The organism is Paraburkholderia acidipaludis NBRC 101816 (assembly GCF_000684975.1).
Taxonomy (GTDB): Bacteria; Pseudomonadota; Gammaproteobacteria; order Burkholderiales; family Burkholderiaceae; genus Paraburkholderia; species Paraburkholderia acidipaludis.
This window is the reverse complement of the sequence record NZ_BAXZ01000016.1, coordinates 121417-135191: the sequence shown is the minus strand read 5'-3', so window position 1 is coordinate 135191 and position 13775 is coordinate 121417. Positions and strand designations below refer to the sequence as shown.

The window sequence follows — 13775 nt, the reverse complement described above, 5'->3', positions numbered from 1 at the left end:
GCGCCAGCCGGCGGCACGCGTGGAATGGCAATGCGTCGATGCGATGGGGGGCGTGCGGTCAGCGCTTCGTTTCGGGCGCGTCCGGGTCGTCGGGCAGTGCGCGCATGTCTAGCACGGCGGGATCGTCCCAGTAGGGCTGGGTGCCGTAGTATTCGTGCAGCGTCGTGGCCCAGCTCAAATCGGCCATGGTGGGCCACTGGTCCTTGTCGAATCCCGGGGCTTCCTTCACGCGCTCGGCCGAGACATTGAGCAAAAAGCACTTGCGGCTCGTGTCGAGCGTGAGCGCGCTCCACGGTATCGCGAGAAGCTTGTTGCCGATGCCGAGAAAGCCGCCGCTCGCCATCACGGCATAGGCCACGCGGCCGCCCTGCACGTCGAGCATGATCTCCTTGATCTTGCCGACTTCTTCACCGTCCGAACTCATTACGCGGTCGCTGTCCAGCGTGCTGGCCGCCATGACGTCCGGTCCCGGTCCGGCGGCCGTGGCACTGCCTTTGCCGACGATGCGTGCGCCGGTCCCGGTTGGCGTCGAGGTTTGAGAGGTGAGAGGCATGGGGGGCTCCTTTGCGGTTGGGTGAACGGCATTCCATCAGCAGCAATGCGCGCGCCTGAGTCGAAGCGAGCGCGCTTATCGATGGATGGACTCGCGCAGGCGCGTCACTTCGGGCGCGTCCACCGGTTTTGCTTCGTTGCCCCAGGCGCCGCGCACGAAGCTGACGACCTGGGCGATTTCCGTGTCGCTGAGCTGGTTGCGAAAACCCGGCATGCTGCGCGCCGGCGCTCCGTTGTCGAGGGGCGGACTCGCGCTGCCTTCGATCACGACGCGCAGCGCCGTCGTTGCGTCGCGCGAGAGCGCGAGCGCGCTGCCGGCGAGCGCCGGCGCCTTGCCGGGCGTGCCCGCACCGTCGGCGCCGTGGCATTTCGCGCAGAAGGCCAGATAGACGCCGGCGCCGGGCTGCTCCGGAACCCCCGTTCGCAGCACCCGGGCCGTCGTGGCGCGCGCCGTGACCGTGGCGTCGAAGGCGCCGCTCGTCTCGCGCGCGGGCAGCGACTTCAGGTAGACGGCAATGGCCTGCAGATCGTCGTCGCTCAGAGAGCGGGTGCTTTCGCCGACCACGGGCGCCATGGCGCCGAAAGCGAAAGCGCGGGCGTCGTGGCGGCCCCGCAGGAAGGCGGCAATGTCGTTCGCGCTCCAGCGCCCGAGGCCGCTGCCCGCGTCGCCGGTCAGGTTCGGTGCGAACCAGTGGTCGTTGGTGGCGCCCGTGAGATAGCGCGGGCTGCTTTCGTCGTAGCCGAGCTCGTTATAGGCGGGGCCGCGCGGCGTATGGCAGGCGCCGCAATGGCCAAGACCCTGCACGAGGTACGCGCCGCGATTCCACGCCGCGGATTGCCCCGGCCGCGCGACGAATGTGCTGCCGCGCGCGAACGCCAGGCGCCACAGCACCATGGCCCAACGCTGGTTGAACGGGAACGGCAGGCGCGTTTCGGGCACGGTACGCGCGGAGGGCGCGACGCCGTACATGAAGTACTGGTAGAGCGCGGCCACGTCGGCGGTCTGGAGCCTGGCGAAGGACGGATAAGGCATGGCCGGATAGAGATGCCGGCCGTTGGGCGCTTCTCCGCGCTGCAGGGCCGCGGCGAACTGTGCGGGCATATAGCGGCCTATGCCGTGCTCCGGGTCCGGCGTGATGTTGCTCGCGTAGATCGAGCCGAAGGGCGAGTTCAGCGGCATGCCGCCCGCGAACGGCGTATGGTCTGCCGCGTTGTGGCATGCGGCGCAGTCGCCCGCTTTGGCGAGGTACGCGCCGCGCGCGATCAGCGCGGCGTCCGGCGCGGGCCGCCGGGCTTCGGCGCCGGACGTTGCCTCGCGATGGCATCCCGCGAGCGCGCAGGCCAGTGCCAGTGCCGCGAACGGCATCGAGGCCGCGCGGTGCAGGTGTGCGGCGCCGGCGTAGCGAGAGGAAGCGGTCGGCATCATTGGAAAGGCGCGCATAGACGGTCGATCGGCATGACCAGCAGCACGCTCGCGGTGAAGGCAAGACCGAAGGTGAAGGCGGCCGCCGTGGTGACGCTGCACCAGGCCACGAAACGGATCGCGTCGCCGCGCCGGGGCGCGAGCGAGACGATCCGGCGCCACGCGCGTCCTGCGGCGATCGCGAGCGCGAGGCAGATCCCGAACGCGAGCGCCGATGCGATGGTCACGAGCCGTTCGATCTCGCCCCACGGCAGGGCGTTGTGCTGGCTGATGCCGCCCGAACAGGACGACGAGACGAGCATCACGCTCGTGAGCAGATGCAGTACCCAGATAAGCGGCACGCCGAAGAGCGCGGTCCAGACGATCACGCGCTGCAGGCGGGTGGGACCCTCGGGGGCAGGGGGAGTGGGCGAACTCATCACCGACCTCTCAGCCAGTAGGGGGAAATATAGAGCACGGAGAAGATCACGAGCCAGATGGCGTCCACGAAGTGCCAGTACAGCCCGCCGATCGTGATTGCCGTGTCGCGGCGCGCGTCGAAATAGCCTCTCGCGATCCAGACCGCGAGGCAGGCCAGCACGATCACGCCTGCGACGACGTGCGCCATGTGAAACCCCGTGATCATGAAATAAAGCGAGCCGTACAGGTGTGAAGAAAGCCCGTAGGGGTGGGCATGCCATTCGGAGAGCTGAATACCGACGAAAACACAGCCGAGCACGACGGCCGTCGTCATGGCCGCGAATGCGGCGCGCGCGCGGGCGCGCCGCACGAAAAGGCCGGCGAGCCATACGAACACGCTGCTTGCGAGCAGGATCACGGTATTGATGCCGCTGATGCCGATTTTCGGCAAGGCCTCGGGCGGCCAGAGGCGGCCGCTTTGCGAAGCGAGATACAGGTACGAGAACACCATATAGCCGAACAGCGCCGCCTCGGTGACAACGAGGGTCAGCACGCCCCACCAGCCTCCCGCGTGCTCGCCCGCGCTGCCCACCGGCAGGGCGAGCGTGGCGTCGACGCCCGAGTCGGCGGGGGCGTCGGGCACGGCGTCCGCGGCGATGAGGGTGTCGAGCGTCGGCGAAGACGGGGTGTTCGCCTCGGTGGCGGGCCGCGCGGACGCCGGCAGCGCGGGCTCGCGTTGCCCGAGGGCGCGCCGCGGCCGGAGCCAGGCGACGAGCGCGGCGATGCAGCCCAGCGCGGCGAGCGCCGTGAACGCGGTCGAGTGCGCAAGCATGCCGACGAAGACGAGCGTGGCCGCGACGCCGAGCGCGAAGGGCGCATACGAATCGTCAGGCATCTTGAGGATCACGTCGGGCTCGCCGGTGAGCGCGCTCACGCCGAGCGCCTCGCGGCCGCGGTGCAGCAGATAGCCAGGACGCGCCACGTGCGCATCGTTCGCCCACAGCGGATCGCGCGAGCGCACGGAAGGCAGGATAGCGAAGTTATACGGCGGAGGCGGCGACGGCACGGACCATTCGAGCCCGGCCGCCCGCCACGGGTTGGGCCCGGCCAGGACGCCGCGCCGCGCGCTCACGAAAACATTCGCGATGAAGAGAAGGATGCCGACGCCGAACACGCATGAGCCGATCGTGGTGATCAGGTTCGCGGTGTCCCAGCCCATGCCTTCGGGGTAGGTGTAGACACGCCGCGGCATGCCGAGCAGCCCGGAGATATGCATGGGAAAGAAGCCGACATTGAAGCTCACGAAGAGAAGCCAGAAGATCCAGCGGCTCGCCCGTTCGTCGAGCATGCGGCCCGTGAACTTCGGAAACCAGTAGACGACGCCGCCCAGCACCGGGAACACGTTGATGCCGAGCAGCACGTAGTGCAGATGCGCGACCACGAAGTAAGTATCGGTGAGCTGCCAGTCGAGCGGCACGGCGGCCGTCATCACGCCCGAAACGCCGCCCACCGTGAACATCAGCACGAAGCCGGCGAAGTAAAGAAACGGAGAACTGAATACCGGCCTGCCGGTCCAGATCGTGGCGATCCACGCGAACACGGCCACGGCGCTCGGCACCGAAATCAGCATGCTGGCCGCGCCGAAGAACGCCAGCGCGAGCGGCGAGATGCCGGTCGCGAACATGTGATGGATCCAGACGTCGAAGCCGATCAGCATGGTCGCCACCGTCGAAAGCGCCACCGCGCCATAAGCCGCGATCGGGCGGCGGCAGAACGTGGGCAGCGCCTCGGAAACGATGCCCATTGCCGGGAGCACGACCACGTAGACCCACGGGTGGGCGAACATCCAGAAGAGGTGTTGCCAGAGCAACGGGCGCCCGTCGGCGGCGACGTCGAAGAAGTGCGCGCCGTACTCGCGATCGAGCCACAGCATGAAGAACGCGAGGCTCACCGCGGGCACGGCGAGCAGATTGGCGCACGAGGCCGTTAGCGTTCCCCATACGAGAATGGGCAGCCGCGCGATGGACATGCCGGTTGCGCGCATGCGCAACAGCGTGACGACGAAGTTGGCGGCGCCGACCGTGGTGGATATGCCGAGCAGGATCATGCCGAGCGCGTAGACGTCGATGTTCGGGCCGGGATCGTAGCCGCCCGAGGCGAGCGGCACGTAATCGAACCAGCCCGCGTTCGGCGCTTCGCCGCGCGGGAAGCTGCCGTAGAGGAAGAGGCCGGCGGCGAGGAAGAGCCAGTAGGAGAGCGCGTTCAGACGCGGGAAGGCCATGTCGCGCGAGCCCAGTACGAGCGGCCACAGGTAGTTCGAGAAGCCGCTCAGCACGGGCAGCGCGTAGAGAAAGATCATCGTGACGCCGTGCATCGTGAAGAGCTGGTCGTATTGCGCAGGCGCGAGCAGCGTCTCGTTCGGGCGCGCGAGCTGCAGGCGCATGAGCAGCGCTTCCGCGCCGCCCAGCAACAGGAACGCGAATGCCGTCACGAGATAGCGCAGGCCGATCGTCTTGTGGTCGACGGTGCACAGCCAGCCGCGCCAGCCGGGGCGCGTCTCCCAGATCGCTTCGAGACGTTCCGTCACCTCGTCGGCCAGCGGCGCGATGCCGATCTCGGGCACGCGCGCGTAATGAATGGCATGCGGAGTGGCATGCGGCGCGGCGCCGTCGTGGCCCGGTTTGCGGGCGGCGGCCGATTCGGCGGAGGCGGGGAGCTCGCTCATTGCAGCGTGGCGAGCCAGCTCGCGAGGGCGCGGGAATCGTCGGGCGAAAGGGCGATATCGGGCATCAGCGACTCCGGTTTGATCTGCTGGGCGTGAGCGATCCAGTTGCTGAGATTCGCGGGCGTGTTCGCGAGCGTGCCCGCGGCAATCAGCCGGCGCGACTGGAGATGGGTGAGGTCGGGCGCCTGCGCGCCGCGCGCTTCGGTGCCGCGTATCGTGTGGCACGCCGCGCAGCGCCCGGCGAACACCTGCGCGCCGCGCAGCGCGTCGCCGCCGGCGGGGGGCGACGCCGGGCGGCTTTCGCTGGCCAGCCAGCGTGCGTAGTCGCCGGGGGGCTGCGCGACGACTTCGAACGCCATATGAGCGTGCTGCGGGCCGCAGAACTGCGTGCACTGGCCGCGCCAGATGCCGGGTTGGTCGGCCTCGATCCACTGGTGATTCGTCTGGCCCGGAATGGTCTGCGTCTTGCCGGCGAGCGCCGGCACCCAAAAGGCATGGATGACGTCGGCGCTGTTCAGGCGGACGAGCACCGGCGTTCCCGTGGGGATGTGAATTTCGTTGGCCGTGTCGAAGGTTTCGCCTGAAGGCGTCGTGTAGGTCACTTTCCACCACCAGTCGCATGCCGTGACCGTCAGCGCGACGGCGGGCGTGCCGGGCGGGTCGGCCACGGCCGCGAGCACGCGCAGCATGGCCACCATGGCGCCCAGCAGGAGCACGGCGGAGACGGCCGTGCCGGCCAGCACGAACGTGTTCGCGGTGCGCTCGCCGTCGTCGCCCGACGGGCCCCGGCGTCGCACGATGGCGAGCGCGAGCAGCACCGCGATCGCGACGCACACGAACGCGCAAAGCGCGCCGAGCGCCCAGCCGAGCGTGCGCACGGGCGCCGCCGCCGGCCCCGCGCTGTGCAGGTAGTAGGCGAGCGGCGTGGACGCATGGCAGGGCGAGGCCGCCGCGCCGGCGCATGAGGCGACGGCGGCGGCCGCTGCGGCTTTGCACGAGATAGCGGTGCGCGGTTTCATCGACGGCTCCACGTGCCGGATCGCGAGTGCCTGCGCAGGCGGCGTGCCCATGCGCCGGCGAGCCGGCCCCGCGCGCGGCACGACGCTTGCGCGACGACGCCGTCCCCCTCCTGTGGCGCAAGACGCAAGACCATGCTCCGCGAACCTGCCCGGCCCGGCCGGCATCGGCACCTGAATCGGCTACTGAATCGGCCATTGAGCCGCACGGACGCACAGGCGGGCGGCCCTTCCGGCCCGCTCGTGCTGGGCGCGCTAGGCGTGGTGTTCGGCGATATCGGCACGAGCCCGATCTATGCCTTGCGCGAGGCCTCCGTGATCACGCGCTCCACCGCCGAGCCCATCGTCATGGGCGTGCTTTCGATGGTGCTGTGGGCCGTGTTCATCGTCGTGGTGCTCAAGTACGCCTGCTTCGTCATGCGTGCCGACAACGAAGGCGAAGGCGGCATCGTCGCCTTGACGGCGCTCGTGCGCTCCGGGTTCGGACGCGTGGACCGCCAGGTGCCGCGCGCGCTGCTGATCGCGGGCTTCGTGGGCGCGGCCATGTTCTACGGCGACTCGATGGTGACGCCAGCGATTTCCGTGCTTTCCGCCGTCGAGGGCTTGAGCGAGATCGATCGCGGTTTCCAGCCCGCCGTCGTGCCGCTCTCCGTGGCGATCCTCGTCGCGCTGTTCTGGTTCCAGCGCCGCGGCAGCGCGGTCGTGGGGCGCACGTTCGGGCCCATCATGGCGCTGTGGTTCCTGAGTCTCGGCGCGGTGGGCGTCGGCCACATCGTGGAGCATCCGCAGATTCTGCGCGCCGTCTCGCCGCTCTGGGCGCTGCGGCTGGCGGCGCAGCATCCGGGCCTCGCGTTCGGCGTGCTCGCCGCCGTGATTCTCGCGCTGACGGGCGCCGAAGCGCTTTACGCCGATATCGGCCACTTCGGCCGGCGCGCCATCCGCGTGGCGACCTTCGCCGTCGTGCTGCCGGCCATCGTGCTCGGCTACTTCGGCCAGGCCGCGACGATCCTCTACGAACCCGGCGCCGCCAGCCAGCCCTTTTTCCGCTCGGTTCCGCACTGGGCGCTGATTCCTGCTGTCGGCATCGCCATGCTCGCCACCATCATTGCTTCGCAGGCCGTGATATCGGGGGCGTTCTCGATGACGAGCCAGGCTGTGGAACTCGGTTTCCTGCCGCGCGTGCGGGCGGTCGAAACTTCGCGGACCCGGCGCGGCCAGGTCTACGTGCCCGCCGTCAATGCGGGGCTGCTCGCGGCCGTGGTGTTTCTCGTGCTGTTCTTCCGCAGCTCGGAGCGGCTCACCGACGCATACGGCCTCGCCGTCGCCTGCACCATGGTGACGACCTCCGTGCTGATGTTCGCGGTTTGCCGCACGGTATGGCGCTGGTCGAAGCTTGCGACGGCCTGCGCCTGCACGCCGTTTCTCGCGCTCGATTGCCTGCTGCTGGCGGCGAACCTGCCGAAGATTCCGACCGGCGGCTGGTTTCCCGTCTCGGTCGGGGCGCTGCTCTTCGTGACCATGGCGACGTGGCGGCGCGGGCGCGACCTCGCCGCGCACCATGTCTCGAACGGCGAGCGGCTGGACGGCTTCCTGCGTGGGCTGTGCGAAAACGCAGGCAGCCGCGAAAGCGCTCTCGCCCGCGTGCCGGGCACGGCGGTGTATCCCGGCAGCCTGCCCGGCATGGCGCCCGCCGCGCTGATGAGCAACGTGGCGCACAACCACGTGCTGCATCGGACGGTGATCGTGTTCGCCAATGTCGCGGAGTCCGCGCCGCGCGCCGACGAAGCCACACGTGTCGAAACGCGCGATCTCGGCAACGGCTGCTACGAAGTCATTTCTCATCACGGCTTCACCGAACGGCCCGACCTGCCGCGGCTGCTCGGTTCGCTCGAGGGGCGGCTGGGCGGCTGGCGGTACGAAGCCGCGCAGACCACCTTTTATCTGCCGCGCGACGAAGTGGTGGGCAGCCACCTGAATCACGGCGGCCATCGCTTCAGCGGCTGGCGGCAGCGTCTTTTCGCGTTCATGTCGTATCACTCCGCCACGAGCGCCGAGTATTACGGCCTGCCGGCCGAGCACGTGGTCGAACTGGGCGTGCAGGTGGCGCTCTGAGCGCGTCACGGGTGCGTCGCTTGCTGTCCTCCTGGGCGTAACTCAACCTTGGGGGAGAAGGCTATGGCGACCACTGTGAGCGATTTCATCGTAGAGCGTCTGCATCAATGGGGCGTGCGCCGCATCTACGGCTATCCGGGCGACGGCATCAACGGCATGTTCGGCGCCCTGCAGCGCGGCGGCGGCAAGATTGCGTTCGTGCAGGCGCGCCACGAAGAAATGGCGGCCTTCATGGCGAGCGCGCATGCGAAGTTCTCCGGCGAGCTGGGCGTGTGCATCGCCACCTCGGGGCCCGGCGCTTCGCATCTGCTCACGGGCCTCTATGACGCGCGGCTCGATCATATGCCCGTGCTCGCCATCGCCGGGCAGCAGGCGCGCGCGGCGTTGGGCGCGCACTATCAGCAGGAGCTCGATCTCGCGGCGATGTTCAAGGACGTGGCTGGCGCTTTCGTCCAGCAGGCGAGCGTGCCCGCGCAGGTGCGGCACGTGGTGGACCGCGCCGTGCGCATTGCGCTGTCGCGCCGCACGGTGGCCGCCATCATCCTCCCGAACGATCTTCAGGAGCTGGAGTACGAGCCGCCGGGCCGCAAGCACGGCACCGCGCACTCGGGCGTGGGCTATGCAGTGCCCGAAGTGGTGCCGCGCGGCGAGGATCTCGAACGCGCGGCCGCCGTGCTCAACGCCGGCCACCGCGTGGCGATGCTGGTGGGCGCGGGCGCGATGAACGCCGCCGACGAGGTGATCGCGGTGGCGGAGCGGCTGGGCGCGGGCGTGGCGAAGGCGCTGCTCGGCAAGGCCGCGGTGCCCGACGATCTGCCGTGGGTTACGGGCTCGATCGGCATGCTCGGCACGAAGCCCACCGACGAAATGATGCAGGCATGCGACACGCTGTTGATGGTGGGCTCGGGCTTCCCGTATTCAGAATTCCTGCCGAAGGAGGGGGAGGCGCGCGGCGTGCAGATCGACATCGACGCCGGCATGCTGAGCCTGCGTTATCCGATGGAAGTCAATCTCGTGGGCGACAGCGCGGCGACCTTGCGCGCGCTCCTGCCGCTTCTCGAACAGAAGCACGCGCATAGCTGGCGCGATCGCATCGTGCACGCGAACGGGCGCTGGCAACGCGTGCTCGAAGAGCGCGCACACGCGGAGACGGGCGGCGCCGTGAATCCGCAGCGTGTTTTCACGGAGCTTTCGCCGCGGCTGCCCGATGACTCCATCGTCACGAGCGATTCGGGGTCCTGTGCAAACTGGTACGCGCGCGATCTGAAGATCCGGCGCGGCATGATGTGTTCACTCTCGGGCGGGCTGGCCTCCATGGGCGCGGCCGTGCCTTATGCGATCGCCGCGAAGTTCGCGCACCCGCGCCGGCCCGTGTTCGCGCTCGTGGGCGACGGCGCCATGCAGATGAACAACATGGCCGAGCTGATCACCGTTGCGAAGTACTGGAAAGAATGGAGCGATCACCGCTGGATCTGCATGGTGCTCAACAACGAGGACCTGAATCAGGTGACCTGGGAGCAGCGCGTGATGGAGGGCGACCCGAAATTCGATGCGTCGCAGCGCATTCCGAACGTACCGTATCACCGCTTCGCGGAACTGCTTGGGCTCGCCGGGATCTACGTGGACGACGCCGCGCGTGTGGGCGACGCATGGGATGCGGCACTGGCGACTACGCGGCCGGTCTTGCTCGAGGTTAAGACGGATCCTGAGGTGCCGCCGCTGCCGCCGCATATCACGCTTGAACAGGCGCGGCACTTCGCGCGCACGCTGATGGAGGGCGATCCGGAGGAGAAGGGGGTGATTGCCAATACGGCGCGGCAGGTTATGGCTACTGTGTTGCCAGGTAAGAAGGGTTGATTTGGTGGTGGTTCTTTTTTTTGGGTCTTTTCTTGTATTCGTGGTGGTGTGCCTGGGTTGCCCCTGTGCGGGGCGGCACCTGCTTTCTTTGCCGCGGCAAAGAAAGCAACTGTATTGAAGGTCAAGGGACAATGCCTCCAAAGATCATGTTTTCGGGGGATTCCAGGGGATGGCATCGCGCATCATGGCGTTGATCTGAGGGTTAGCCCTTTGAGCGCTCGCGCAGGAGGTCGAGCAGGCTGGTCCACGGCTCGACCAGCAGGGCGTGGCGCATCCCGTTGATCGACAGCACGATGGGAACGACGTCGGAGGGAGCCGGTTCGGCATGCTCGTGCGGCGCGGAACGGGAAACGGTGTGCATGATGACCTCGCTTCGGACTTCGGATGATGAACGACAGAACGGGGCGCGCAGTGTCGTGGCATGCGCGAGGTGCAGCAACTCGCTTGCCTGCCAGGCGGTTTCATGCCTGCATGGCGTCGTGGCACCGCATGCCCGCGGGAATCTTCACGACGGATGCGGTCCGTGCTCCCGGAGCTCGGGTTCGAAATAGACCCAGCGCGCCGCCGGAAACTCGCGCTGCAGGGCCGTTTCGATCAGGTCGATGGTGCGCACGAGCTCGTCCGCATCGGGCTGGGCTTTGAGCTGCGCCTGGACGGCCACCACGAGGCTCTCCGACCAGCGCAGCACGATGAAGCTCACAATGCGCTCGATCTCGGGGCGCGCTTCGAGCCAGCCGCGCATGGCCCGGCGCACCTCGGCGCGAGCCGCTTCGCCGACGATCAGCGACTTGATTTTCCGCAGCGAGAACACGGCGGCCGCCGTCATCACGCAGCCCACGCCTACGCTGCCGAGCGCGTCGAAGCCGGACCAGCCGGTGAGCGCCGAGAGCGACGTGCCGGCGAGCGAGACGAGTACGCCCGCGAGCGCCGAGGTGTCCTCGCCGATCGAGAGCATCACTTCGAGCTGGCCGGTTTCGCGAAACCAGCGCCACAGACCGCCCGCGCGGCGCTTGCGGTCGATCGAGCGAACCGACGCGCGCAGGGCGCTGCCCTCGATCGCGGCCGAAACAAGCAGCACGCCAATGGCGACGCCCGCATGATCGAACCCCGTGCGATGCCAGAGCCGCCACGCGCCAATGCCGATCGAAACGAGACCCCCCACGACGAAGAACTGGACGGCGACGAGCATGGCGTAGAAGTGCGTCTCGCGTTCGAAGCCGAGCGGATGCTGTTCGTCGGCGGGGCCATGGGCGGCGCGCCGGCCGGCCATCAGCAGGATCTGGTTCAGGCAGTCGGCGCTCGAATGGGCTGCCTCGGCGAGCGTTGCGCCCGAATTGGTCCACAGCGCGGCGGCGAACTTGCAGAGCATGACGGCGATGTTCGAGGCGAGCGCGTAGCGAACGGCGCGGGGAGCGGTTTCGGTCATGGGCAGGCGCGAGCGGGGCGAGACGTTCGCCCCTTTCGACGGCGCGCAGGCAAGCGGCGTGCCGCGGCGTTGCCGTGCTGCCCGGCATATCGCTTGCGCGAGAGGTGCCGTGCAAACCGGAGAGCCCCCATGTCGAACAGCCATCGTTCCCCCAGCAAAGCGCCCGCCCAGGACGAGAAGTCCGCGAGCCTCGAACCGTTTCGCGCGCACGCGCAAGGCGAGGCCCTGCGCACGAATCAGGGCGTGAAGATCGCCGACAACCAGAACACGTTGCGTGCCGGCGTGCGAGGTCCGTCGTTGCTCGAAGACTTCATCATGCGCGAAAAGATCACGCACTTCGACCACGAACGCATTCCCGAGCGCATCGTGCACGCGCGCGGCGCGGCGGCACATGGCATTTTTCAGGTGTACGAATCGCAGGCGAAGCTCACGCGGGCGGCCTTTCTGCAGGATCCCGCCAGGACCACGCCGGTCTACGTGCGCTTTTCGACGGTGCAGGGCCCGCGCGGCTCGGCCGACACGGTGCGCGACGTGCGCGGCTTCGCGACGAAGTTTTACACGCAGGAGGGTAATTTCGACCTGGTGGGCAACAACATGCCGGTGTTCTTCATTCAGGATGCGATCAAGTTCCCCGACTTCGTTCATGCGGTGAAGCCCGAGGCGCCCAACGAAATGCCGACGGGCGGAACCGCGCACGATACCTTCTGGGACTTCGTTTCGCTCGTGCCGGAAAGCGCGCATATGGTGCTCTGGGCGATGTCCGACCGCGCCATACCGAAGAGCTTTCGCACGATGGAAGGCTTCGGCGTGCACACCTTCAGGCTGATCGACGCCGAGGGCCGGTCGCGCTTCGTGAAGTGGCACTGGCGGCCCGTGCTGGGCTCGTACTCGCTCATCTGGGACGAGGCGCAGAAGATCGCGGGCAAGGATCCCGACTTTCACCGGCGCGATCTTCGGGAGGCGATCGAGCGCGGCGATTATCCGGAGTACGAACTGGGGCTGCAGATCGTCGAGGAAGCGGACGAGCACAAGTTCGGCTTCGACCTGCTCGATCCGACCAAGCTGATTCCCGAGGAGCTCGTGCCCGTGAAGATCGTCGGCAAGATGACGCTCAATCGCAACCCGGACAACTTTTTCGCCGAAACCGAGCAGGTAGCGTTTCACCCCGGGCATATCGTGCCCGGCATCGACTTCACGAACGATCCCTTGCTGCAGGGGCGGCTCTTCTCTTACACGGACACGCAGATCAGCCGGCTGGGCGGCCCGAACTTTCACGAGATTCCGGTCAACCGGCCTGTCTGTCCGTTCCAGAACAACCAGCGCGACGCCATGCACCGGCAGACCATCAACGTCGGGCAGCAATCGTACGAACCCAATTCGGTCGGCAACGGCTGGCCGAAGGAATCCGCGCCTGCCGACGGCGGCTTCGAGAGCTACGAAGAACGCATGGACGGCGTCAAGATCCGCGCACGCAGCCAGTCTTTCGCCGACCACTTCTCGCAGGCGACGATGTTCTACCAGAGCATGTCCGAGCCCGAAAGGGCGCACATCATCTCGGCCTACTCGTTCGAACTCGGCAAGGTGACCCAGGCCCGCATACGCGAGCGCACGGTGAACGAAATTCTCGCGAATATCGACGCGCGGCTCGCGGCGAGCGTGGCCGAAGCGCTTGGCCTGCCGAAGCCGAAACCGGGCAACCGGCCGGGCAAGCCGCAGCCCGCGTCGTCGCCCGCGCTGAGCCTGCCCAACCGTGTGAAGCCGGGCATCCGGACGCGCAAGATCGCACTGCTGAGCGCTGCGGGCGGCGACGAGGCCTTGCTGGGCAAACTGCGCGACGCCTTCGCGAAAGAGGGCGCCACGGCAGTGGTGATTGCGCCTACGCTCGCGCCGATCGGCTCGATCATGCCCGACGCAACCCTGGCGGGCATGCCTTCGGTGATGGTGGATGCGGTGTTCGTCGCGGACGGCGCGGAAGCGGCGAAGTTGCTCGCCCAGTCCGGGGATGCGCGCCACTTCGTGCTGGAGGCGTTCAAGCATTTGAAGGCCATTGGCGCCGTGGGCGCGGGACGCGACCTGCTGAGCGCGGCGCAACTGCCGGACCGCGCCGACGGCGTGGCGGTGGGCGACGCGGCCCAACTGGCGGCCGTGCTGAAGGACTTTATCGACGCCGCCGGACAGCACCGCGTATGGAGCCGCGCCGCGCTCGCCGGATCGGTGCCGGCCTGAGGCGGGCGCTTTTGATCCGGGCGCTTGACCCAGGCACAG

The 13775-nt window shown here is 68.1% G+C and carries 10 protein-coding genes; 3 read left to right on the top strand and 7 right to left on the bottom strand.

What is annotated here, in order from left to right; translation table 11 throughout:
* Positions 1-58: 58 nt before the first annotated feature.
* The 5 genes from BAC01S_RS18490 to BAC01S_RS18470 form a co-directional block, all read right to left on the bottom strand.
* A complete protein-coding gene (locus BAC01S_RS18490) occupies positions 59-553 on the bottom strand; it encodes a PRC-barrel domain-containing protein (RefSeq protein WP_043202700.1) in 495 nt (164 codons plus the stop codon).
* A gap of 75 nt (positions 554-628) precedes the next feature.
* Positions 629-1993 carry a c-type cytochrome gene (locus BAC01S_RS18485; protein ID WP_084168651.1) on the bottom strand — a complete coding sequence of 455 codons (1365 nt, stop codon included), beginning with the start codon at positions 1991-1993 and terminating at the stop codon, positions 629-631.
* On the bottom strand, positions 1975-2394 hold the full coding sequence (locus BAC01S_RS18480) for a hypothetical protein (RefSeq protein ID WP_156954455.1): 420 nt from the start codon (positions 2392-2394) through the stop codon (positions 1975-1977). Before BAC01S_RS18480 ends, BAC01S_RS18485 begins: the two co-directional genes overlap by 19 nt.
* Positions 2394-5099, bottom strand: a complete 2706-nt coding sequence (ctaD, locus tag BAC01S_RS18475; protein WP_084168650.1) for a cytochrome c oxidase subunit I — start codon at positions 5097-5099, stop codon at positions 2394-2396. The genes BAC01S_RS18480 and ctaD overlap by 1 nt, the downstream gene beginning before the upstream one ends.
* Positions 5096-6118, bottom strand: coding sequence for a cytochrome c oxidase subunit II (locus BAC01S_RS18470; protein WP_027796108.1), 1023 nt, complete (start codon positions 6116-6118; stop codon positions 5096-5098). The genes ctaD and BAC01S_RS18470 overlap by 4 nt, the downstream gene beginning before the upstream one ends.
* 195 nt (positions 6119-6313) lie before the next feature.
* Here BAC01S_RS18470 and BAC01S_RS18465 point away from each other — a divergent pair, with 195 nt between their 5' ends.
* Together BAC01S_RS18465 and BAC01S_RS18460 are read left to right on the top strand one after the other, a co-directional pair.
* Positions 6314-8227, top strand: coding sequence for a potassium transporter Kup (locus tag BAC01S_RS18465; protein WP_027796107.1), 1914 nt, complete (start codon positions 6314-6316; stop codon positions 8225-8227).
* A gap of 63 nt (positions 8228-8290) precedes the next feature.
* Entirely contained in the window at positions 8291-10084 is a 1794-nt protein-coding gene (locus BAC01S_RS18460) for a thiamine pyrophosphate-requiring protein (protein ID WP_043202698.1), read from the top strand.
* Positions 10085-10286: 202 nt separating this feature from the next.
* Here the strand turns inward: BAC01S_RS18460 and BAC01S_RS34725 are convergent, their stop codons facing one another.
* Together BAC01S_RS34725 and BAC01S_RS18450 are read right to left on the bottom strand one after the other, a co-directional pair.
* Positions 10287-10445: a hypothetical protein gene (locus BAC01S_RS34725; protein ID WP_156954454.1), complete on the bottom strand. Its 159-nt coding sequence runs from the start codon at positions 10443-10445 to the stop codon at positions 10287-10289.
* A 144-nt stretch (positions 10446-10589) separates the two neighbouring features.
* Complete coding sequence (locus BAC01S_RS18450) at positions 10590-11510, bottom strand: cation diffusion facilitator family transporter (RefSeq protein ID WP_027796105.1); 921 nt, start codon at positions 11508-11510, stop codon at positions 10590-10592.
* 129 nt (positions 11511-11639) lie between these two features.
* Here BAC01S_RS18450 and katE point away from each other — a divergent pair, with 129 nt between their 5' ends.
* Positions 11640-13736: a catalase HPII gene (gene katE / locus BAC01S_RS18445; protein ID WP_027796104.1), complete on the top strand. Its 2097-nt coding sequence runs from the start codon at positions 11640-11642 to the stop codon at positions 13734-13736.
* The last annotated feature ends 39 nt before the right edge of the window (positions 13737-13775 follow it).